The organism is Niallia circulans (genome assembly GCF_003726095.1).
GTDB lineage: Bacteria > Bacillota > Bacilli > Bacillales > Cytobacillaceae > Niallia > Niallia circulans_A.
Window position 1 is genome coordinate 4,389,802 of the sequence record NZ_CP026031.1, and the last position, 21,839, is coordinate 4,411,640.

General features: G+C 38.2%; 19 protein-coding genes, 1 tRNA gene, 3 rRNA genes and 2 pseudogenes. 18 read left to right on the forward strand and 7 right to left on the reverse strand.

Translation table 11 applies throughout. The annotated features are described in order from the left end of the window. The first annotated feature begins 80 nt into the window (after window positions 1–80). From C2I06_RS21150 to tsaD, 8 genes are all read left to right on the forward strand, one after another. Window positions 81–1,628: ribosomal RNA gene (locus C2I06_RS21150) — 16S ribosomal RNA — on the forward strand. Window positions 1,629–1,983: 355 nt separating this feature from the next. Then, window positions 1,984–4,919, forward strand: a 23S ribosomal RNA gene (locus C2I06_RS21155). Between the two features lie 90 nt (window positions 4,920–5,009). Further along, a 5S ribosomal RNA gene (gene rrf / locus C2I06_RS21160) occupies window positions 5,010–5,126 on the forward strand. Together the 16S, 23S and 5S rRNA genes with 1 tRNA gene alongside form the textbook arrangement of a ribosomal RNA operon. Window positions 5,127–5,145: 19 nt before the next feature. Then, a tRNA-Met gene (locus C2I06_RS21165) sits at window positions 5,146–5,219 on the forward strand. Window positions 5,220–5,434: 215 nt separating this feature from the next. Further along, complete coding sequence (gene tsaE / locus C2I06_RS21170; RefSeq protein WP_095332924.1) at window positions 5,435–5,890, forward strand: tRNA (adenosine(37)-N6)-threonylcarbamoyltransferase complex ATPase subunit type 1 TsaE; 456 nt, start codon at window positions 5,435–5,437, stop codon at window positions 5,888–5,890. After that, entirely contained in the window at window positions 5,887–6,603 is a 717-nt protein-coding gene (gene tsaB, locus C2I06_RS21175; RefSeq protein WP_123258791.1) for a tRNA (adenosine(37)-N6)-threonylcarbamoyltransferase complex dimerization subunit type 1 TsaB, read from the forward strand. The genes tsaE and tsaB overlap by 4 nt, the downstream gene beginning before the upstream one ends. After that, window positions 6,603–7,049, forward strand: a complete 447-nt coding sequence (gene rimI / locus C2I06_RS21180) for a ribosomal protein S18-alanine N-acetyltransferase (protein ID WP_095332926.1) — start codon at window positions 6,603–6,605, stop codon at window positions 7,047–7,049. The genes tsaB and rimI overlap by 1 nt, the downstream gene beginning before the upstream one ends. Beyond that, on the forward strand, window positions 7,046–8,074 hold the full coding sequence (tsaD, locus tag C2I06_RS21185; RefSeq protein WP_123258792.1) for a tRNA (adenosine(37)-N6)-threonylcarbamoyltransferase complex transferase subunit TsaD: 1,029 nt from the start codon (window positions 7,046–7,048) through the stop codon (window positions 8,072–8,074). Before rimI ends, tsaD begins: the two co-directional genes overlap by 4 nt. A 206-nt stretch (window positions 8,075–8,280) precedes the next feature. On the opposite strand, the gene C2I06_RS21190 is transcribed toward tsaD, so the two are convergent. Continuing rightward, window positions 8,281–10,209 (reverse strand): ABC-F family ATP-binding cassette domain-containing protein, encoded by a 1,929-nt coding sequence (locus tag C2I06_RS21190; protein ID WP_095332930.1) that lies wholly within the window; start codon window positions 10,207–10,209, stop codon window positions 8,281–8,283. A gap of 139 nt (window positions 10,210–10,348) precedes the next feature. Between C2I06_RS21190 and moaC the strand changes: the two genes are divergently transcribed. Then, entirely contained in the window at window positions 10,349–10,834 is a 486-nt protein-coding gene (gene moaC, locus C2I06_RS21195) for a cyclic pyranopterin monophosphate synthase MoaC (protein ID WP_095332932.1), read from the forward strand. A gap of 39 nt (window positions 10,835–10,873) precedes the next feature. Beyond that, a complete protein-coding gene (locus C2I06_RS21200) occupies window positions 10,874–11,548 on the forward strand; it encodes a redox-sensing transcriptional repressor Rex (RefSeq protein WP_095332934.1) in 675 nt (224 codons plus the stop codon). Between the two features lie 168 nt (window positions 11,549–11,716). Here C2I06_RS21200 and C2I06_RS21205 read toward each other — a convergent pair whose 3' ends face one another. Both C2I06_RS21205 and C2I06_RS21210 read right to left on the reverse strand, forming a co-directional pair. Next, entirely contained in the window at window positions 11,717–11,938 is a 222-nt protein-coding gene (locus C2I06_RS21205) for a YdiK family protein (protein ID WP_095332936.1), read from the reverse strand. A gap of 1 nt (window position 11,939) precedes the next feature. Further along, window positions 11,940–12,674 (reverse strand): CPBP family intramembrane glutamic endopeptidase, encoded by a 735-nt coding sequence (locus tag C2I06_RS21210; RefSeq protein ID WP_095332938.1) that lies wholly within the window; start codon window positions 12,672–12,674, stop codon window positions 11,940–11,942. Between the two features lie 353 nt (window positions 12,675–13,027). Here C2I06_RS21210 and groES point away from each other — a divergent pair, with 353 nt between their 5' ends. Together groES and groL are read left to right on the forward strand one after the other, a co-directional pair. Further along, window positions 13,028–13,312 carry a co-chaperone GroES gene (gene groES / locus C2I06_RS21215; protein WP_047943330.1) on the forward strand — a complete coding sequence of 95 codons (285 nt, stop codon included), beginning with the start codon at window positions 13,028–13,030 and terminating at the stop codon, window positions 13,310–13,312. Window positions 13,313–13,384: 72 nt separating this feature from the next. Next, window positions 13,385–15,019 (forward strand): chaperonin GroEL, encoded by a 1,635-nt coding sequence (groL, locus tag C2I06_RS21220; protein WP_047943331.1) that lies wholly within the window; start codon window positions 13,385–13,387, stop codon window positions 15,017–15,019. Between the two features lie 95 nt (window positions 15,020–15,114). Here groL and C2I06_RS21225 read toward each other — a convergent pair. Both C2I06_RS21225 and C2I06_RS21230 read right to left on the reverse strand, forming a co-directional pair. Next, window positions 15,115–15,946 (reverse strand): annotated as a pseudogene (locus C2I06_RS21225) (site-specific integrase). Window positions 15,947–16,068: 122 nt separating this feature from the next. Then, complete coding sequence (locus C2I06_RS21230) at window positions 16,069–16,359, reverse strand: helix-turn-helix domain-containing protein (protein WP_123258793.1); 291 nt, start codon at window positions 16,357–16,359, stop codon at window positions 16,069–16,071. Window positions 16,360–16,496: 137 nt separating this feature from the next. On the opposite strand from C2I06_RS21230, the gene C2I06_RS25885 reads away from it, so the two are divergent. The 5 genes and pseudogenes from C2I06_RS25885 to C2I06_RS21250 all read left to right on the forward strand — a co-directional run bounded on the left by C2I06_RS25885 (window position 16,497) and on the right by C2I06_RS21250 (window position 19,168). Next, a complete protein-coding gene (locus C2I06_RS25885; RefSeq protein ID WP_275068563.1) occupies window positions 16,497–16,625 on the forward strand; it encodes a hypothetical protein in 129 nt (42 codons plus the stop codon). Then, window positions 16,615–16,872, forward strand: coding sequence for an ATP-binding protein (locus tag C2I06_RS25640; protein WP_249928329.1), 258 nt, complete (start codon window positions 16,615–16,617; stop codon window positions 16,870–16,872). Before C2I06_RS25885 ends, C2I06_RS25640 begins: the two co-directional genes overlap by 11 nt. A gap of 282 nt (window positions 16,873–17,154) precedes the next feature. Further along, entirely contained in the window at window positions 17,155–17,352 is a 198-nt protein-coding gene (locus C2I06_RS21240; protein WP_123258794.1) for a hypothetical protein, read from the forward strand. 372 nt (window positions 17,353–17,724) lie between these two features. After that, window positions 17,725–18,554 (forward strand): annotated as a pseudogene (locus tag C2I06_RS26060) (VirB6/TrbL-like conjugal transfer protein, CD1112 family). Window positions 18,555–18,841: 287 nt separating this feature from the next. Next, window positions 18,842–19,168, forward strand: coding sequence for an META domain-containing protein (locus C2I06_RS21250; RefSeq protein ID WP_123258795.1), 327 nt, complete (start codon window positions 18,842–18,844; stop codon window positions 19,166–19,168). Between the two features lie 255 nt (window positions 19,169–19,423). On the opposite strand, the gene C2I06_RS25190 is transcribed toward C2I06_RS21250, so the two are convergent. Both C2I06_RS25190 and C2I06_RS25195 read right to left on the reverse strand, forming a co-directional pair. Continuing rightward, entirely contained in the window at window positions 19,424–19,573 is a 150-nt protein-coding gene (locus tag C2I06_RS25190) for a hypothetical protein (protein ID WP_164463751.1), read from the reverse strand. Then, entirely contained in the window at window positions 19,557–19,694 is a 138-nt protein-coding gene (locus tag C2I06_RS25195) for a hypothetical protein (RefSeq protein ID WP_164463752.1), read from the reverse strand. The genes C2I06_RS25190 and C2I06_RS25195 overlap by 17 nt, the downstream gene beginning before the upstream one ends. Before the next feature lie 939 nt (window positions 19,695–20,633). Between C2I06_RS25195 and C2I06_RS21255 the strand changes: the two genes are divergently transcribed. After that, window positions 20,634–21,839, forward strand: coding sequence for an MBL fold metallo-hydrolase (locus C2I06_RS21255; protein WP_123258796.1), 1,206 nt, complete (start codon window positions 20,634–20,636; stop codon window positions 21,837–21,839).

A 21,839-nucleotide genomic window follows, 5' to 3' on the forward strand; every position in this document is an offset into this window, starting at 1 on the left:
ACAATAATCGTTTTATAACTAGCGTTATAAAACAAAAAAGTAACAAAAAGCTAGAGTTTAGCAATGAGCTAATCAACTCTTTATTGGAGAGTTTGATCCTGGCTCAGGACGAACGCTGGCGGCGTGCCTAATACATGCAAGTCGAGCGGACTTTAAAAGCTTGCTTTTAAAGTTAGCGGCGGACGGGTGAGTAACACGTGGGCAACCTGCCTGTAAGACTGGGATAACTTCGGGAAACCGGAGCTAATACCGGATAATCCTTTTTCTCTCATGAGGAAAAGCTGAAAGACGGTTTACGCTGTCACTTACAGATGGGCCCGCGGCGCATTAGCTAGTTGGTGAGGTAACGGCTCACCAAGGCAACGATGCGTAGCCGACCTGAGAGGGTGATCGGCCACACTGGGACTGAGACACGGCCCAGACTCCTACGGGAGGCAGCAGTAGGGAATCTTCCGCAATGGACGAAAGTCTGACGGAGCAACGCCGCGTGAGTGATGAAGGTTTTCGGATCGTAAAACTCTGTTGTTAGGGAAGAACAAGTACAAGAGTAACTGCTTGTACCTTGACGGTACCTAACCAGAAAGCCACGGCTAACTACGTGCCAGCAGCCGCGGTAATACGTAGGTGGCAAGCGTTGTCCGGAATTATTGGGCGTAAAGCGCGCGCAGGCGGTCCTTTAAGTCTGATGTGAAAGCCCACGGCTCAACCGTGGAGGGTCATTGGAAACTGGGGGACTTGAGTGCAGAAGAGAAGAGTGGAATTCCACGTGTAGCGGTGAAATGCGTAGAGATGTGGAGGAACACCAGTGGCGAAGGCGACTCTTTGGTCTGTAACTGACGCTGAGGCGCGAAAGCGTGGGGAGCAAACAGGATTAGATACCCTGGTAGTCCACGCCGTAAACGATGAGTGCTAAGTGTTAGAGGGTTTCCGCCCTTTAGTGCTGCAGCAAACGCATTAAGCACTCCGCCTGGGGAGTACGGCCGCAAGGCTGAAACTCAAAGGAATTGACGGGGGCCCGCACAAGCGGTGGAGCATGTGGTTTAATTCGAAGCAACGCGAAGAACCTTACCAGGTCTTGACATCCTCTGACACTCCTAGAGATAGGACGTTCCCCTTCGGGGGACAGAGTGACAGGTGGTGCATGGTTGTCGTCAGCTCGTGTCGTGAGATGTTGGGTTAAGTCCCGCAACGAGCGCAACCCTTGATCTTAGTTGCCAGCATTCAGTTGGGCACTCTAAGGTGACTGCCGGTGACAAACCGGAGGAAGGTGGGGATGACGTCAAATCATCATGCCCCTTATGACCTGGGCTACACACGTGCTACAATGGATGGTACAAAGGGCAGCAAAACCGCGAGGTCGAGCAAATCCCATAAAACCATTCTCAGTTCGGATTGTAGGCTGCAACTCGCCTACATGAAGCTGGAATCGCTAGTAATCGCGGATCAGCATGCCGCGGTGAATACGTTCCCGGGCCTTGTACACACCGCCCGTCACACCACGAGAGTTTGTAACACCCGAAGTCGGTGGGGTAACCTTTTGGAGCCAGCCGCCTAAGGTGGGATAGATGATTGGGGTGAAGTCGTAACAAGGTAGCCGTATCGGAAGGTGCGGCTGGATCACCTCCTTTCTAAGGAAAATGGAATTTACATTCCATCAAAGATTGTTGACGATTTGTTGTTCAGTTTTGAGGGAGCAATTCCTCAAAATGAAAGGCTTAATAAGCCTGATTGTTCCTTGAAAACTAGATTATGTAAGAACCAAGAAAGAAACCGAGTAATCGCCATCTTAGATTCTCTATTTTAGAGAATTACTTCTTTGGAAAGTAGTCGTATTAAACGAATACTCCTTCAAAGATTGGAGAGCAAAGAGAAGCAAGTAGGTCAAGGAAGCGACCGAACGAGCACCAGAGCGTACGACAGTACGTGAGGAGCAGAGTGAGGAAGCTGACGAAGAGATACACCGCTTATCTTTGGTCGAAACTAAGTTAAGTTAGAAAGGGCGCACGGTGGATGCCTTGGCACTAGGAGCCGATGAAGGACGGGATTAACACCGATATGCTTTGGGGAGCTGTAAGTAAGCTTTGATCCAGAGATTTCCGAATGGGGAAACCCTCTATCCGTAATGGGATAGAATCTTTACCTGAATACATAGGGTACTGAAGGCAGACCCGGGGAACTGAAACATCTAAGTACCCGGAGGAAGAGAAAGCAAACGCGATTCCCTGAGTAGCGGCGAGCGAAACGGGATTAGCCCAAACCAAGAGGCTTGCCTCTTGGGGTTGTAGGACACTCTATATGGAGTTACAAAGGAACGGGGTAGACGAATCGATCTGGAAAGGTCAGTCGTAGAAGGTAAAAACCCTGTAGTCGAAACTTCGTTCCCTCTTGAGTGTATCCTGAGTACGGCGGGACACGAGAAATCCCGTCGGAAGCAGGGAGGACCATCTCCCAAGGCTAAATACTCCCTAGTGACCGATAGTGAACCAGTACCGTGAGGGAAAGGTGAAAAGCACCCCGGAAGGGGAGTGAAATAGATCCTGAAACCGTGTGCCTACAAGTAGTTAGAGCCCTTTTATGGGTGATAGCGTGCCTTTTGTAGAATGAACCGGCGAGTTACGATTACATGCGAGGTTAAGTTGAAGAGACGGAGCCGCAGCGAAAGCGAGTCTGAATAGGGCGAAATAGTATGTGGTTGTAGACCCGAAACCAGGTGATCTACCCATGTCCAGGGTGAAGTCCAGGTAACACTGGATGGAGGCCCGAACCCACGCACGTTGAAAAGTGCGGGGATGAGGTGTGGGTAGCGGAGAAATTCCAATCGAACTTGGAGATAGCTGGTTCTCTCCGAAATAGCTTTAGGGCTAGCCTCAAGATTTAGAGTATTGGAGGTAGAGCACTGTTTGGACTAGGGGCCCCCATCGGGTTACCGAATTCAGACAAACTCCGAATGCCAAATACTTATTCTTGGGAGTCAGACTACGAGTGATAAGATCCGTGGTCAAGAGGGAAACAGCCCAGACCACCAGCTAAGGTCCCAAAGTATACGTTAAGTGGAAAAGGATGTGGAGTTGCTTAGACAACCAGGATGTTGGCTTAGAAGCAGCCACCATTTAAAGAGTGCGTAATAGCTCACTGGTCGAGTGACTCTGCGCCGAAAATGTACCGGGGCTAAACGTATCACCGAAGCTGTGGATTGACATCTATGATGTCAGTGGTAGGAGAGCGTTCTAAGGGCGTTGAAGCTAGACCGTAAGGACTGGTGGAGCGCTTAGAAGTGAGAATGCCGGTATGAGTAGCGAAAGATGAGTGAGAATCTCATCCACCGAATGCCTAAGGTTTCCTGAGGAAGGCTCGTCCGCTCAGGGTTAGTCGGGACCTAAGCCGAGGCTGAAAAGCGTAGGCGATGGATAACAGGTTGATATTCCTGTACCACCTTTAAATCGTTTGAGCAATGGGGGGACGCAGGAGGATAGGGTAAGCGTGCTGTTGGATTAGCACGTCCAAGCAGTTAGGCTGGTAATGAGGCAAATCCCATTACCACATAAGCGGAGCTGTGACGGCGAGGGAAATATAGTACCGAAGTTCCTGATTCCACACTGCCAAGAAAAGCCTCTAGCGAGATTTAGGGTGCCCGTACCGCAAACCGACACAGGTAGGCGAGGAGAGAATCCTAAGGTGAGCGAGAGAACTCTCGTTAAGGAACTCGGCAAAATGACCCCGTAACTTCGGGAGAAGGGGTGCTCTTGCGGGTGCAAGCCTGCGAGAGCCGCAGTGAATAGGCCCAGGCGACTGTTTAGCAAAAACACAGGTCTCTGCGAAGCCGCAAGGCGAAGTATAGGGGCTGACACCTGCCCGGTGCTGGAAGGTTAAGAGGAGGGGTTAGCACGTTAGTGCGAAGCTCTGAATTGAAGCCCCAGTAAACGGCGGCCGTAACTATAACGGTCCTAAGGTAGCGAAATTCCTTGTCGGGTAAGTTCCGACCCGCACGAAAGGTGTAACGATCTGGGCACTGTCTCAACGAGAGACTCGGTGAAATTATAGTACCTGTGAAGATGCAGGTTACCCGCGACAGGACGGAAAGACCCCGTGGAGCTTTACTGCAGCCTGATATTGAATTTTGGTACAGCTTGTACAGGATAGGTAGGAGCCTTGGAAGCCGGAGCGCTAGCTTCGGTGGAGGCATTGGTGGGATACTACCCTGGCTGTATTGACATTCTAACCCGCACCCCTGATCGGGGTGGGAGACAGTGTCAGGTGGGCAGTTTGACTGGGGCGGTCGCCTCCTAAAAAGTAACGGAGGCGCCCAAAGGTTCCCTCAGAATGGTTGGAAATCATTCGTAGAGTGTAAAGGCACAAGGGAGCTTGACTGCGAGACCTACAAGTCGAGCAGGGACGAAAGTCGGGCTTAGTGATCCGGTGGTTCCGCATGGAAGGGCCATCGCTTAACGGATAAAAGCTACCCCGGGGATAACAGGCTTATCTCCCCCAAGAGTCCACATCGACGGGGAGGTTTGGCACCTCGATGTCGGCTCATCGCATCCTGGGGCTGTAGTCGGTCCCAAGGGTTGGGCTGTTCGCCCATTAAAGCGGTACGCGAGCTGGGTTCAGAACGTCGTGAGACAGTTCGGTCCCTATCCGTCGTGGGCGTAGGAAATTTGAGAGGAGCTGTCCTTAGTACGAGAGGACCGGGATGGACGCACCGCTGGTGTACCAGTTGTCTTGCCAAAGGCATCGCTGGGTAGCTATGTGCGGAAGGGATAAGTGCTGAAAGCATCTAAGCATGAAGCCCCCCTCAAGATGAGATTTCCCATAGCGTAAGCTAGTAAGATCCCTGAAAGATGATCAGGTTGATAGGTCAGAGGTGGAAGCGTGGCGACATGTGGAGCTGACTGATACTAATAGATCGAGGACTTAACTAAAATAATCTTAGCGTAAGCTAAGAAAGATTACTTGTTCTTTCTTTTACTTCATAATCTAGTTTTGAGGGAATAACCTCAAAAATTAAATAGTCTGGTGGCGATAGCGAGAAGGTCACACCCGTTCCCATACCGAACACGGAAGTTAAGCTTCTCAGCGCCGATGGTAGTTGGGGGTTCTCCCCCTGTGAGAGTAGGACGTCGCCAGGCTTTTATTATTTTATATCGTCGCGGGGTGGAGCAGTCTGGTAGCTCGTCGGGCTCATAACCCGAAGGTCGCAGGTTCAAATCCTGTCCCCGCAATCAAACAATGAAAAATCCTTAGGAATAAAACCTAAGGATTTTTTTTGTTCGTCTAGGATTTTTTTTAATGGAGAGACTGTGGATAACTAAATTAAAAATAAAGAAGCAAGATCAGAAGGTTTCCCTCAAAAAACAAAAGACTAGCTTTAGACTCAGTGGGTAATTGAGTATAATAAAAGATAATACCATTATTAAATTTGTATTAGGAGTAATTTATGAATAACTTTGAATGGAAGGCAGATAATGCGGAAGAAACAATTGGTTTTGCGGAGCGGATTGCATGGCTTTTACAAGCAGGAGATGTAATCACTTTAGAAGGTGATTTAGGAGCTGGCAAAACAACTTTTACAAAGGGAATAGCGAAAGGATTAGGGATAACTAAAACAGTTAATAGTCCCACCTTTACAATAATTAAAGAGTATCAAGGGAAATTACCATTGTATCATATGGATGTTTATCGTTTAAAGGATAGCGATGAGGATTTAGGATTTGATGAGTACTTTGAAGGAGCAGGCGTTACAGTAGTGGAATGGGCCCATTTGATTGAGGAGCAGCTACCAGTGGATTATCTGCAGATTAACTTATATTATGATAATACATCGGGAAGAAAAATTGTCTTATCACCTAAGGGCTCCCGTTATATGCAATTATGTAAGGAGTTATTTTCATGAAGATATTAGCAATAGATACATCAAATTTTGTTTTAGGGGTTGCCTTATATGAGAATGGGAAGGTAATCGGGGAGTATATTACAAACCTAAAAAAGAATCATTCGATTAGAGCAATGCCAGCAATTGAACAGTTAATGAAGGACTGTGATATTAAACCAAAGGATCTTTCTAAAATCGTGGTAGCAAAAGGTCCAGGATCTTATACAGGAGTGCGTATTGGTGTTACCATTGCGAAAACACTGGCTTGGACATTGAACATCCCACTTGTGGGTGTTTCTAGTTTAGAAGTGCTTGCTGCATCTGTGGGAAGATACTTTGATGGATATGTTTCTCCCTTATTTGATGCAAGAAGAGGACAGATTTACACAGGACTTTATCAATTTAGCAGAAATGATATTGAGATCGTAAAAAATGATCAGTTAATCCTTTCAACTGATTGGATAGAGGAACTTGTCCCATTAAAACAGCGAATATTGTTTGTAGGAAATGACTTACCTATACACCAAGATATCTTAATAGAAGGATTAGGAGAGTTTGCTCAGTTAACCGATGCTGTGGACTTTAATCCTAGACCGTCTATCCTTGCAATGTTAGGAGAAGCTAGAGAGGGAGAAGCGATACATACGTTTACCCCTAATTATATTCGCTTAGCAGAAGCAGAGGCCAATTGGTTGAAGGCAAATAAAATAGAGAAAAAGGAAGACAGGGGATAATGTCAACGTTTGAATTTCGCAATATGACAGTCGCGGATATCGATAATGTTTTTAAAATCGAAACGATTTCTTTTAGTACTCCATGGAGCAAAGAGGCTTTTTATAATGAGCTGACCCAAAATCGGTTTGCAAAATATATTGTCATCCAATATGAAGACGGGCTTGTTGGATATTGTGGTGTATGGATTGTTGTAGATGAAGCACATATTACAAATATCGCTATTCTGCCTGATTTCAGAGGGAAAAAACTTGGTGAAATGCTGCTTACAAAGATTATGGAAGAAGCAAGAAAGCTTGGTGCAACTACTATGACACTAGAAGTTCGTGTAACTAATGAAGTAGCACAAAATTTATATAGAAAACTTGGATTTCAAAATGGAGCAATCAGAAAGAAGTATTATACAGATAATCAAGAAGATGCTTTAGTAATGTGGGTGAAATTATGAAGAATAATAATGTAATAATAATGGGCATGGAAACAAGCTGTGATGAAACGGCTGTTTCTATTGTAAAAAACGGAACAGAAATCCTTTCTAATATTGTTTCTTCTCAAATAGAAAGTCATAAACGATTTGGCGGAGTAGTTCCAGAAATTGCTTCGAGACATCATGTGGAGCAAATTACGATTGTGATTGAAGAGGCCCTCTCAAAAGCAGAGATAAGCTATGAGGATATTGATGCTATTGCTGTAACAGAAGGTCCTGGTTTAGTAGGTGCTCTTTTAATAGGGGTAAATGCAGCTAAAGCAATAAGTTTTGCACATGATATCCCCTTAGTTGGTGTACATCATATTGCAGGACATATATATGCTAATCGACTTGTGGATAACTTAGAATTTCCTTTATTAGCGCTTGTGGTTTCTGGTGGACATACCGAATTAGTGTTAATGAAAGAGCATGGCCATTTTGAGGTTATTGGAGAAACAAGGGATGATGCGGCTGGCGAAGCATATGATAAAGTTGCAAGGACGCTCCAGCTTCCTTATCCAGGTGGACCTCATATTGATCGATTAGCAGGAGAAGGAAACCCAAAAGCTGTTAAGCTTCCAAGAGCATGGATAGAAGGTACGTATGATTTTAGTTTCAGTGGATTAAAATCAGCAGTTATCAACACTGTGCATAACGCTGAACAACGTGGTGAAGTTATTAGACCAGAGGACTTGGCTGCTAGTTTTCAGGAAAGTGTAGTGGATGTATTAGTTTCAAAGACTTTGGAAGCAGCAAAGGAATACAAGGTAAAACAAGTTGTATTAGCGGGCGGTGTTGCTGCTAACAAGGGTTTAAGAACAGTACTTGCCGAGAAATTTAAACAGTTAGATTCAGTTAAGTTAACCATTCCTCCATTATCTTTATGTACAGATAATGCAGCAATGATAGCAGCAGCTGGCACAGTTTTCTTCGAAAAAGGACAGCGAGCACACCTGGATTTAAACGGAAATCCAGGATTAGATATAACTATCCACAACGAGTAGGAATAAGTCTTTTTACTTAAATGCATAGAAAAGAATAATTGTGAATAAATATGATGTTATATACATATTATGTGGATATTGTGTATAACTTATTATCGTTTTGTGGATAATGTGGGTAAATATGTGGAAAGCTTATATAATAACTCTTTAATATGTGGATAATAATGTGGAAAAAAAGTACTGGGTATTGGTATACCCAGTACTTTTTACTTATCTGACAATTCGGTCCATTCATCCATTAAACGATCAATTTGACCTTTTAACTGTTCAAGGCTGTTATTTAACTCTAAAACCTTAGCATGATTCTGAAAGATTTCAGGTTCACATAGGAGAGTTTCCTGTTCTGATACTTTTAATTCTAGTTCTTCGATCGTTGTTTCAATTTCTTCAATTCTTCTTATTCTTTGTCTTTCTAGCTTTTTTGCTTCCTTATCCATCTGGTAAGATGTCTTTTCTTCTGTACCATTGTCACGTTCAACCTGAATAGAAGCCGTTGCTTCCAATGCTTTAATCTCTGCTTGTTCTAATTTTTTTTCCACATAATAGTCGTAGTCACCTAGAAATTCTGTAGATCCTTCTGCACTTAATTCAATCACTTTTGTTGCGATTCTATTTATAAAATAACGATCATGTGAAACAAATAAAATGGTGCCCGGATAATCAATTAGAGCATTCTCCAGTACTTCTTTACTATCTAAATCTAAATGGTTAGTTGGCTCGTCCAAAATTAATACATTGGGTTTTTCCATCATTAATTTAGATAATGCTAAACGCGCTTTTTCCCCGCCGCTTAATGAGTTAACTGTTTTTAAAACATCATCACCAGAGAATAAGAAGTTACCAAGCACTGTTCGGATATCTTTTTCAGGAGTTAGTGGGAAGTCATCCCATAATTCATTTAATACGCGTTTGTTTGATGTCAATTCTGCTTGTTCTTGATCATAGTAGCCGAGCATGACATTTGATCCAAGTGAAATGGAGCCAGCATGCTTTGGCAGCTTTTCAATAATTGTCTTTAATAAAGTAGATTTACCAACACCATTTGGTCCGACTAATGCCACGCTATCTCCTCGTTTTATTTGGAAGGATATGTGTTTGGAGACAGTATTATCTTTATAACCAATAGAAAGATCATCCATTTTTAAAACATCATTTCCTGTTTGTTTTGTAATTTCAAACCCAAAAGAAGCTGATTTTTCATTTCCGTCTGGACGATCCATCCGTTCCATTTTATCCAATGTCTTTCTACGGCTTTGTGCTCTTTTGGTAGTAGATGCACGTGCTAAGTTTTTTTGAATAAATGTTTCTAGTTTGGCAATTTCATCTTGCTGCTTTTCATAAAGTTTCATTTCACGCTCATAATTTTCTGCTTTTTGCTCAAGATAACCGCTATAGTTACCGAGAAACTTTTGAATATGATGTCTGGATATTTCATAGACTTGTGTTACTACTTTGTCAAGGAAGTAACGGTCATGGGAAACGATTAAGACGGCTCCTTTATAGCCTTGCAAGTATTGCTCTAACCAGGAAAGTGTTTCAATATCTAAATGGTTAGTCGGCTCATCTAGAATTAAAATATCTGGTGTCGTAAGCAGTAGTTTAGCTAATGCCAGTCTTGTTTTCTGCCCACCACTTAAAGAGGAAATTTTAGTGCTGTAATCGAATGTATTAAAGTTAAGTCCGTGTAAAACGGAACGAATATCTGCTTCGTATTGATAGCCGCCACTTTCCTTAAATTCGTATTGCAGATTGTCATATTCTTTTAAAATTTTCTCAAAAGCATCTGGGTTCTCGATAGTGCCAGGATCCGACATCTGTTGTTCCAGTTTTCTTAAATGCTTCTCTTTAATTTGAAGTTCGTGGAATACAGTTAACATCTCATCCCAAATGGAAAGATTTGATTCAAGCCCTGTATTTTGGGCGAGATAGCCTATTTCGACATTTTTCGGTTTTATGATTTCACCAGAGTCATAAGACAGTTGTCCTGCAATTATTTTTAATAAGGTAGACTTCCCGGCACCATTTCTTCCCACGAGAGCGATTCTATCTCTTGCTTGTACTTCTAATTTTATATTTGATAAGATAAGTTCAGCTCCAAAGTGTTTGGTTAGCTGATTTACTTGTAATAGTATCATTTCTTCACCTCAGGGGATTATGTACCATAAGTGTAACCTAAAAATACGTTATACTGCAATAAAGGTGAAATGGGAAAAAAGTGATAATAAATACACATTCTCTTTAAAATAGTGTATCATTTTGCTTAGAGGTGTTATTATGGGGGAGTTTACACATTTTAATCATGAGGGCCGTGCAAAAATGGTTGATATCTCAGAAAAAAGTGAAACCGTTCGCATAGCTACTGCTCAATCTAGCATTAAAGTAAGGGAAGAAATCTATCAGAAAATCACAAATTTAGAAATCAAAAAAGGGGATGTCTTAGCTGTTGGGCAAGTGGCAGGAATTATGGCTGCTAAGAAAACGGCTGATATTATCCCTATGTGTCACCCAATTATGTTGAAGGGTGTCGATATATCGTTTCGATGGGAAGAAGAGGCAGGATTTTTCCACCTAATTATTTCAGCAACGGTAAAGACAGTTGGGAGTACGGGTGTGGAAATGGAAGCCTTAACTGCTGCTTCTGTTACAGCGTTAACTATTTATGATATGTGTAAAAGCATGGATAAAGGGATGGTAATTGGGCACACCTATTTAGTTGAGAAATCAGGTGGAAAAAGCGGCAATTACAAAAGAGAGCAGTAGAAATAACTGCTAATTTTTAAATATAGGTAGGGGATAAGTATGCATAATGAGGTAATGAAGATACCGCAGGCAACAGCGAAGCGGTTACCATTATATTATCGTTTTTTAAAAAACTTACATTCATCGGGAAAGCAGAGAGTGTCTTCCGCTGAATTAAGTGAAGCAGTAAAGGTTGATTCTGCTACAATAAGACGGGATTTTTCTTATTTTGGTGCTCTTGGAAAAAAGGGATATGGTTATAATGTAAACTATTTATTGTCATTTTTCCGTAAAACATTAGATCAAGATGAACTAACAAAGGTTGCTTTAATTGGTGTTGGTAATCTTGGGGTTGCCTTTTTAAAATATAACTTCTTAAAAAATAATAACACAAAAATAGAAGTGGGATTCGATGTGATAGAAGAAAAGATTGGCACTTTAGTGAACGATGTGCCGATTCATCATATGGATGATCTAGAGAAAGTTCTACAAGAAAATGGAGTAGAAGTGGCGATATTAACGGTTCCTGCAAGTGCTGCTCAGGTAATTACTGATCGTTTAGTGGAAAGTAATATTAAAGGAATATTGAACTTTACTCCTGCTCGTCTAAATGTGCCATCAAATGTACGAGTTCATCATATTGACTTAGCAGTAGAGCTGCAATCTCTTGTTTATTTCTTAAAACATTATCCTACTCCGGATGCGGAAGTAGAGGTTGAGGAAACGGAAGAATAAAAAGGAAATGCGTGTATAAGAGTGTATAGGGAACTACATTCTTATACACGCATTTTTTTAAAGAAAATTGTACTCGTTGATTTCCAATAGAAGTCAACGGACTTCTACTCTAATCAGCTCTATTAAGGGTAATCTTCGTTTGCTCATCTCCTGTAAATTGCCTTTCGATTATTGTTTTGGTTTTTTAGTATCGCGTTGGTTTTTTTTCAGGAAAAAGTGAAAATTGATTAGCTTAATTCCTGAACCGATATCAAAGGTTGCGAGGATGACTAGTAAATATGTATAGAATCCCCATTCTTGGTTTCGTTGTAAATCATGTACTGCAAAGTATATAAAGAAAGCTCCAAATATAATATATATAATTCCTGAAAATAGCGGTGATCTTCTCATTTTATAAAAATCCTCCAATAAAGTGTGTGACGCCTGAGTACTTTTCCTGCCATTCGATAATTCTATCATAGTTTAATTGCATGATAACTACGAACGAATTCATTGCGACATGAGCGAAGATCGGCACAAGGATTCTTTTGGTCCTCACATATAGGAAAGCAAATGTAAATCCCATGCTTGCATATAGTAGAATATGGGTGAAATCTCTATGAGCAACCGCAAAGATAAGGGAACTAATTAGTGCAGAGATAAAAAATCCGAACCGCTTATATAGGGAGCCGAAAATAATTTTACGAAACACTATTTCCTCGAGAATGGGTCCAATCACACTTACTACGATAATGACAAGAGGTGCAGCATTAATAAGTTGCATGATTTGCTCTGTGTTTTCCGATCCAGCTTCTATGCCTAATAGTCGTTCGATTATGCCTGCAAAGGTTTGTGCAAATAAAGATAGAAAAATCCCCCCAATTGCCCAGCCGATAGAAGAAGGAATATTCATCATATCGGAGCGCATTGGATTTCTCATTTCTTTTCTTAACAGAAAAAGACAGATTATAAGGGTAACGACAAAACTAAATATCAACCAAATAATGTTAGATTGAAATTGAATCGCTTTAGATGCTGGGTTATATCCAAGCAAACCAGCGATAAAGAGAATAACAGGAACTCCAACAAAAGTAGAGAGCTGCATGGCAATGTAAGCTATGATGATAATCCAATATTCTTTTTTCAAAATAAAAGCTCCTTTAAATAATGATGGTTTAAAAGTTTGTGACAAAGGAATTATATCTAACCTAATCTGTCTTATTATATTGAAGATAACAGACAATCATACTTTCTATTCTACTAATAAGGAGTGCTTTGTTTCAAATAGTAGCAACTAAAATAATAGAAAGAATGAATATTTAAGGCGTAAAGGTATATACTTTGTAAGGGCAAAAGCAACTAGAAAAAAATTTACAAAAAAATAAGTCTTGTCTCTTGCATTCTGAGAAAAGATTAATTAATATAATAATTGTGTTAGCACTCATTGTGATTGAGTGCTAATAATAAAAATTTGTATATAATTTGAGGAGGTTGTTTCACTTGTTAAAGCCATTAGGAGATCGCATTATTATTGAGCTTGTTGAAACAGAAGAAAAAACTGCAAGTGGTATCGTATTACCAGACTCTGCTAAAGAAAAGCCTCAAGAAGGTAAAGTAGTAGCTGTAGGAACTGGTCGTGTACTAGACAACGGAGAACGTGCTGCGCTTGAAGTATCTGTTGATGACCGCATTATCTTCTCAAAATACTCTGGTACTGAAGTGAAGTACGAAGGGAAAGAATACTTAATCCTTCGCGAAAGCGACATTTTAGCTATTATTGGCTAATTTTATTTTAACATAAGAGATTACTGATTATAAAAATACATGAGATAACAATACTTGAGGAGGTTTTTCAAAATGGCTAAAGATATTAAATTTAGTGAAGAAGCTCGCCGTGCAATGCTGCGTGGGGTAGACGCTCTAGCAGACGCTGTTAAAGTAACGCTTGGACCAAAAGGACGCAACGTGGTTCTTGAGAAAAAATATGGTTCACCACTTATTACAAATGATGGTGTAACAATTGCAAAAGAAATCGAATTAGAAGATGCGTTTGAAAACATGGGTGCAAAACTAGTTGCAGAAGTAGCAAGCAAAACAAATGATGTTGCTGGAGACGGTACAACAACAGCAACAGTTCTAGCACAAGCAATGATTCGTGAAGGACTTAAAAACGTTACTGCTGGAGCTAACCCAATGGGTATCCGTAAAGGGATGGACAGAGCAATCTCAACTGCGATTGAGGAATTAAAAGCTATCTCTAAACCAATCGAAGGCAAAGCTTCTATTGCACAAGTTGCTGCTATTTCTTCTGCAGATGAAGAAGTAGGACAATTAATTGCTGAAGCAATGGAACGCGTTGGTAACGATGGTGTTATCACAATCGAAGAATCAAAAGGTTTCACTACTGAGCTAGACGTAGTAGAAGGTATGCAGTTCGACCGTGGATATGTATCACCTTACATGGTAACTGACTCAGATAAAATGGAAGCTGTTCTTGAAAATCCATATATCTTAATTACAGATAAAAAGATTACAAACATTCAAGAAATTTTACCAGTGTTAGAGCAAGTTGTTCAACAAGGTAAACCATTATTAATCGTTGCCGAAGACGTTGAAGGCGAAGCAAATGCTACATTAGTATTAAACAAACTTCGCGGTACGTTCACTGCAGTAGCTGTTAAAGCTCCTGGATTCGGTGATCGTCGTAAAGCAATGCTAGAAGATATCGCTGTTTTAACAGGCGGTCAAGTAATTACAGAAGATCTTGGCTTAGAACTTAAGACAACATCTATTGAATCATTAGGTCGCGCTGCAAAAGTAGTAATCACAAAAGAAACTACAACAATTGTAGAAGGTGCTGGTTCAACAGAAGATATCCAAGCACGTGTAAATCAAATCCGTGTTCAATTAGAAGAAACTACTTCTGAATTTGACCGTGAAAAATTACAAGAACGTCTTGCAAAACTTTCTGGTGGTGTAGCAGTAGTGAAAGTTGGTGCTGCAACAGAAACAGAATTAAAAGAACGCAAACTACGTATCGAAGATGCTCTAAACTCTACTCGCGCTGCTGTGGAAGAAGGTATCGTAGCAGGTGGTGGTACAGCACTTCTAAACGTATACAATAAAGTAGCTGCTATCCAAGCAGAAGGTGACGAAGCAACTGGTATCAATATCGTTCTACGCGCGATCGAAGAACCAGTTCGTCAAATCGCATTCAACGCAGGTCTAGAAGGATCCGTAATCGTTGAAAAATTGAAAAACGAACCAGTAGGAACAGGATTCAACGCTGCTAACGGCGAATGGGTAAACATGATCGAAGCTGGTATCGTTGACCCAACTAAAGTTACTCGTTCTGCATTACAAAACGCAGGTTCAGTAGCTGCAATGTTCTTAACTACTGAAGCTGTCGTAGCTGACAAGCCAGAGCCAGCTGGTCAAGGTGCTGCAATGCCTGACATGGGTGGCATGGGCGGAATGGGCGGCATGATGTAATAACCGCCTGAATCCCTTGATATTAAAGGGGTTGAGGGTTAGTTAGTGTTAAATTGCTAACTTCCATTATTTTGATACGCCATACAATAAAATTTTTAGAGAAGACCTTTTGTTAGTTCACTGAACTTTTGGGAGGTCTTTTCTTCTATATTTTTGGTCATATGTGCGTAGATGTTCATCGTTGTATTAATATCTGAATGTCCTAATCGTTCTTGGATCTCTTTAACACCTGCACTAGCTTCTATAAGAAGAGACGTGTGTGTGTCTAAATCCATGTGGGGTAATGTGTTTATCTGTGTTCATCAATTTTATAAGACGTTGTAAACGGATAGCAACCTTCTTCATTACTCTTGGACATCCTGTACTTTCAGCAAAGATGAAATTCTGATCTTGATATAACATTTGATTTTTCATTTTCTGTTCTATTTGCTCTTTACGGTGAGTTTTAAATAATTTTACCAAGTCTTTATCAACCATAATTGTACGAATCGACTTGTCTGTCTTAGGAGTTAACAATTGAAATTTGTCTATTTTATTATTTGGATTGTAGTAAGTTTTGGAAATACGAATAGTGCACTCAGTAAAGTTTATATCCGAACACTTTAAGGCTAATAATTCACCTAATCGCAAACCTGTATATGCTAATGTAGTAAACATTAAATAATCCATACTAAGCCCATGTTTTTTAGCTATTGAGAGAAATTCTTTCAGCTCATGTAACTCAAGAAATTTTTCCTGTATCTTTTCTTGTTCAATTTCTTCCACTGTAACCTGCTTTTTAGGCATAACAAAGGAAGAAGAAGGGCTATTATGCAGCAAATCTTTTCTTATAGCATACTTAAAAATCATGTTTGCTGTAGTATGAATGCTATCAATATAGTTTCTGCTAAATTCCTTATTGAGTTTGTCAAGTTCCGTTTGATACATATGTTTAGTGATTTTCTTTATTGGGACATTTCTCCATACATCTATCAAATGTTTTATAGCGTATTTCCTAGCCTAACACTGCTGATTTTAGTCTGATGCATAATGTTCAAACCATTCATCTGTTAGTTCTTCAAATGTGATATTCGATTCAAATAAATGTGTTCCCTTAGCAATTTCATTTTCTGTTCGACAATCGTATTCCACGACATATTTAAATAAGCAGATAGTTGTTTCGAATTCGTAAAGAAAACGTCAGCTTCTAACTCCGGTGTAGGGGTATCCCTTTTTCCATTTTCAATCTGTGAGATATAGGAAGAAGAGACGGAGGATTTTTCACTTAATTCGTTAATAGTCATTTTTTTCGCATTTCTTATACGTTTAATTTCTTCTCCAAAAAAATTATACTTGCTCATATGTTTACCTCACTTAATTTTATCTTCTAAGAACTACCATAGCTTAATTTATCTTGGGTGTATCTGTGAGGATATAGAACTTGTAGAACAGGCTGGCTATACAGGCTTCTTATCAACAAAAAAGAAGAAAGTTAAAAATGAGTTTTAATTATTATTCTTTAATAAATGATTCACTAAAGCAAGCAACATTAGATAACTTTGAAGCAACTAGTGCTGAGCTAGAGAAAGCTAAACAAATAGTCTTATCCTATATCGATTCCTTTTGATAAAAAACAAAATCTTTTATTTACAGGAAACTACGGAACTGGAAAAAGTCATCTATCTGTCTCTATTACTAAAAAATTGATAGAACAAGGATATGAATGTTTGTTTTTATCACTTCCTAAGTTGTTGACAAAAATTAAGCAAACTTACAATAAGGAAGGGATAACAGAGGCAGAGTTATTACAAGTTATACAACGTGTGGATTTATTAGTGTTTGATGATATAGGAGCTGAGCAACGCACAGTATAGTCTAATTCCAAATTATTCGAAATCCTGGATGATCGTGCTGGAAAAGCAACCATTTACACAACGAATTTTAATAGTAAGGAATTAAAGAATCATGTGGGAGAACGAAACTTTTCCAGAATGATGGAGAGTACAGATGTAATTGTGATGAATGGTTCTGATTATAGAAGGAGGGAATTTATATCTGGAGAGTAATTTAGACAGTAATGATATTTGGTACAGCTAACAGTCGGTTGAAAATATGATTAAATTAGATGGTGCAGAGATTATAAAAGGAGATAAATAATGAGCATGGATAAATATCTTATTGCAAATTCAACAAGAGAACAACGAGCGAAATTTGTTGCTGATGCCTTAGCGATTAATGCTCTTGGATCTGAACCATTAACGAAAGAAAATTGGGCTTTATTGCAAACATATGTTGATGGAGAAAATGAAATTGATGAAGTGTTGCAAATAGCTATTCATAAATACAAAAAATGAAGGGGTGATAAAAAAGTGAAAGCTGTTGTTGAATTAAAGGAGCGAGAAGCGTTTTTAAGCTATTTAGAGGATAAAACAGATGAAGTATCAAAACGAGGTTAAACAATCTGTAAAACGATTTCTGAGCGAACAGGTAACTAAATTAGACAGTTCAGACATTATAAAGTAAGGGAGTGATTCAATATGTGGGTAAGAGAAAGATACATGAGATACAAAAAATATAAACCATATTTATTAGGTCGATTTTTCCGAGATAGGAAAGGGTCGACCTTTTTTGTTGGGGTACTAGGGATACTAAAAATATAAGGAGTGAGATTTATGAGAGGTTGTCTAGAAGATCTAGAAGAAATGATAATTGAAGTTTTCTTCAACATGGTAAAAGGCGCGATTGAATCATTATTAGGACATACAGCTGAAATATTTGAAAAAAGTATTGATAATGTCCAATCGGGAATAATTGAAACACCTGAACAGTTTTCACCTAATTTAGTTGAAACGTTAAGGACTATATCAGAAACGGCAGTCATGCCTATTGCTGGTTTGATATTAACCTATGCTTTTTGTTACGAGATTTATAATCTTGTCGTTGAAAAAAACAGAGGAAATGAATTTGATACAGGACAGATGTTTTTTCTAATATTTAAAGCAGCGATTATCATTACTTTAATTAAAATAGCTTTGATATAACACTTGCGTTCTTTGACTTAGGTCAATGGATGATTAATCAAATACCAAATGATGCATTATCAATAACAAGTCTTTTTAAAACAACAATTGTTGATGGTTTGGAAGAAGGAAATATAGGAATGGCACTTACATTATTGGTTGTGGCGTCGATTGCTTTGATTGTTTCACTTGTCATGGCTGGCATCATTTATCTAGTTGCATGGAGTCGTATGATTACAATAATGCTTCATATTTCAATTGCACCACTTCCATTTTCAACGCTTATGAATCGTGATTGGGTCGGGTCAATTGGTCAAACATACCTTAAACAATTAGTAGCATTAATGCTACAAGGGTTTTTTATGATAGTTTGCTTGGTTGTATATGCTGGTTTGATAGAGAAAGTAAGTATTTTAATTATTGATGAAGGTGCAACAATTTATGGATTGCTGATGATGTTAGTTTCAATGGGGGTACTTGTTTTGATGTTAACTAGAACCCACTCATTAGCTAAATCAGTTGTAGGAGTGGTTTAAATGGTTGCATGGTTAGAGAAGAATAAAAAATTTATTATTGGTTTTTTAGCGACTCTTATAACAACGTTTTTCCTATTTATTTTTCAAAAAATAGCATTGTATAAAAACAGGTTATCTATTTAAAATTACGTTGATAATCAAGAAGTTGATAATGCTTTAATGTTCATGGTTACTATGGATATTTTAATAAAAATTATGGTTGGTGTGAGTGCAGTTTACTTCATTTTAGTTCTTTTGAAAATTGTATTTTCAGTTTCAAAAAATAAGTTTCAGAAAGGGGGAAAAGCGTGAAGAAATTTATTTCTTTAATAGCGTTGTTACTGGTGCTTACAGCCTGTGGGAGTGGAAATGTCGGTGATAATTTGCAATCAAAAAAATGGAATGTTGTTTCAAGTAATGGCGAATCTTATACAGCCGAATTTAGTAAAGATACGGTTTCATTTCAAAAAGGTGCTTTTACTTTAGGAATGACTTATGAAATTGACGACAATACGATTACCTTAGAAAGAAAAGAAGACACTTATACTTTTGAGTTTGAAAAGGTAGGCGACGAATATAAATCTACAGCTGTAGATGATGAAACCAATAATACATCTGGTTATAAACCACAATGAATTGTTTTTCTTCCATGACAGTTTCCTTCCTAATAATTTATTTTCTACCAATTAGTAAAGCCTGAAGTCTATAATCATCTTTTGTAATATGCTCAAGAAGTGCTTTCTCAATAAAACGCTTAAACCACAATTCTTGATTCTGATGGTAGTTCTTCGGAGTAAGTCACTTTTACAACACGGTAGTGCTTTCTCAAACTATCCCCTCCAATCTAGTTTTTTGTAAACATCTTTGACTGAAGGAGAATTATTTATACGTTAATGACCTTTTGTTGAATTTCTTAGTTCCGTATCTATATCAAGGGATAATTGAAAACCATCCACTTGTTTTGGTTGATTATCCATTGTCTTGATAATTATTTTCGTTTCATGTCCGGGAATGCGAAGTTTTTTAATTATCTTGTTCATATTTTTGTTCCTGTAAGTGGATGAACATATGAATGATAGCTTTTGAGATTCCAACATCTTCACAGTTAGTTAGACATTGCTTATACCAATCAGTATTTGAATTGTTTTTATTGTTCTCCACTTGGGAGTCCCTCCTTTCTAGGTTCTAGGGTTGTAATTAAATGCTTTCGGCCTCAAGCGTTAAACATCTTACTTTCAAAAAGTTGATAATATATATTTTCTTGTTTTAGATATTTATAAAATAGTTAAACCCATAGATTTTATATAAGGAAAATGTGAATGAAAACTTTTTGAATTTCTTATTAAATTGTAAATTATGTTGTTAGAGACGATACTAATTATTAAAAGTAGTTCAGTAAAATTTATTTCGAACGGTTGTAAGAATTGAGAATTTGAGCTGGCCAATAGCAAAAAAATGTTTAGGATTATTGATATATTTAATCCTTAATCGAAATGAAGAAGATTAGTGGGGCCAAGATAATGATAAATTTTAAGTAGGTGGAAGTAATAAACATAGTCGACTGAAATGCAACAAAGACATTAAAGAGAAAAAACCAGCACTAATTTCAGTGCTGGATTTTTCTGTTATTTATATAAAATTATAATATGAAAACCTTATGAGTATTATCTGCATCAATAAGTCTACTTAATCCCGATCCCATTGTTGATGGCAGTCTGGACACTCCCATTTTGTAACTCTATCCTCTTCTAAACTAGAAATTCCAATTTTTCTAGAGCCGTGAGTAGCATTCCCTCTGCCAAAACTACAAGTTGCACTTACAACATTAATATTATATTACCAAATTTATTTAAATATACAATGTACAAAGAAACAAATGGAAGTTAAAAAGGAAAATAGAATTAATATAGTTAGCCCTAATATAAGGTAATGTAACCATCTATTAGCATATTCTTGTATAATAGAATTAGAAGATTGTACTTATTCATCACAAGGGTGAGTGCCGAGCAAATGATTAATAAATTAGGATTATATTATAAGTGTACCAGCCTCTTTTGTAGCTTTTGCATAGTTAAACAAGGAAAAATCTTGGAGGTATAAATGATTAAAGTTAAAATGTACCCGGCAAAAAATGGAGATTGCTTCTTAATATCTTTTGGAGATAAAAAGAAAAAACACATATTGATAGATTGCGGATATATAAATACTTACGAAAAATTTTTGAAAAAAGATTTAGTGAAAATAGCTCAAAATAATGAAAAGATAAATTTAATGATTATTACTCATATAGATTCTGATCATATTTCAGGTGCAATAAAATTTATTGAAGATAATAATAAAAATAAATTCATTGAAATTGATGAAGTTTGGTTTAATGCATATCGTCACTTACAAAACTTTAAAAAGGGTGGATATGAATTACAAGATAATGAGAAGGATATATTAGAAAGGGAAATATCTTTAGGGAAATCGCATGTAAAACGAGCTAATCAAGATGAGATAACTAAAGATGAAATTAGTGCAAAACAAGGGTCAACTCTAGGTGCTTTGTTACTGCAGGGAAAATATAATTGGAATGGCAAATTTAATGGAGGGGCAGTTGTATCAGAAGACAATAATTCCATATACATAGATGATATTAGAATAAATGTACTGTCACCGGATTACGACAAGTTATATAAATTAGAAGCATATTGGGTCAAAGAATTAAAAAAGAAAAAATGGAATTTTACTATCAACGATAATAAATTATTTGATGATGCATATGAATATATGCAATTGATGTATGAGGATGATACTACAATAACTGTTAATGAAATTTCCAAGCAACGTCAGGAAGAAGCAATGAACTTAGAAGACTATATAGGAGTAGAATATCCTATTGATAAAAGTGTTAATAATGGTTCTTCAATCGCTATTTTAATAGAAAGTAATGAAAGAAAACTTTTGTTTTTGGCTGATGCTCATCCAGATATTATTCTTGATAAATTGAGAGAAATAGGCCAAGAAAGTTTTGATTTAGTAAAAGTATCACATCATGGAAGTTTTAAAAATACCACTAGCGAATTAGCTTTAAAATTGCAATCCCCGAAATATCTTTTTTCAACTAATGGTTTTAAACATCAACATCCGGATCCTCAAACCATAATGAAATTGTTAGCCGCTAATCCAAATTGTGAAAAACAATTATATTTTAATTACAAAACAGAAACTTTTAATTTATTTAAAAGGGAGGAATTACAAAATAAATATAATTATAAACTTATTGCGGGAAATGGCGAAGAGCCTTTAGTAATTGAACTTTAG

Bases quoted from the DNA above. Each gene is read 5' to 3' on its own strand.
- tsaE (WP_095332924.1), top strand. From the start codon at position 5,435: ATGAATAACTTTGAATGGAAGGCAGATAATGCGGAAGAAACAATTGGT.
- tsaB (WP_123258791.1), top strand. From the start codon at position 5,887: ATGAAGATATTAGCAATAGATACATCAAATTTTGTTTTAGGGGTTGCC.
- rimI (WP_095332926.1), top strand. From the start codon at position 6,603: ATGTCAACGTTTGAATTTCGCAATATGACAGTCGCGGATATCGATAAT.
- tsaD (WP_123258792.1), top strand. From the start codon at position 7,046: ATGAAGAATAATAATGTAATAATAATGGGCATGGAAACAAGCTGTGAT.
- C2I06_RS21190 (WP_095332930.1), bottom strand. From the start codon at position 10,209: ATGATACTATTACAAGTAAATCAGCTAACCAAACACTTTGGAGCTGAA.
- moaC (WP_095332932.1), top strand. From the start codon at position 10,349: ATGGGGGAGTTTACACATTTTAATCATGAGGGCCGTGCAAAAATGGTT.
- C2I06_RS21200 (WP_095332934.1), top strand. From the start codon at position 10,874: ATGCATAATGAGGTAATGAAGATACCGCAGGCAACAGCGAAGCGGTTA.
- C2I06_RS21205 (WP_095332936.1), bottom strand. From the start codon at position 11,938: ATGAGAAGATCACCGCTATTTTCAGGAATTATATATATTATATTTGGA.
- groL (WP_047943331.1), top strand. From the start codon at position 13,385: ATGGCTAAAGATATTAAATTTAGTGAAGAAGCTCGCCGTGCAATGCTG.
- C2I06_RS21230 (WP_123258793.1), bottom strand. From the start codon at position 16,359: ATGAGCAAGTATAATTTTTTTGGAGAAGAAATTAAACGTATAAGAAAT.
- C2I06_RS25885 (WP_275068563.1), top strand. From the start codon at position 16,497: ATGAGTTTTAATTATTATTCTTTAATAAATGATTCACTAAAGCAAGCA.
- C2I06_RS21240 (WP_123258794.1), top strand. From the start codon at position 17,155: ATGAGCATGGATAAATATCTTATTGCAAATTCAACAAGAGAACAACGA.
- C2I06_RS25190 (WP_164463751.1), bottom strand. From the start codon at position 19,573: ATGAACAAGATAATTAAAAAACTTCGCATTCCCGGACATGAAACGAAA.
- C2I06_RS21255 (WP_123258796.1), top strand. From the start codon at position 20,634: ATGATTAAAGTTAAAATGTACCCGGCAAAAAATGGAGATTGCTTCTTA.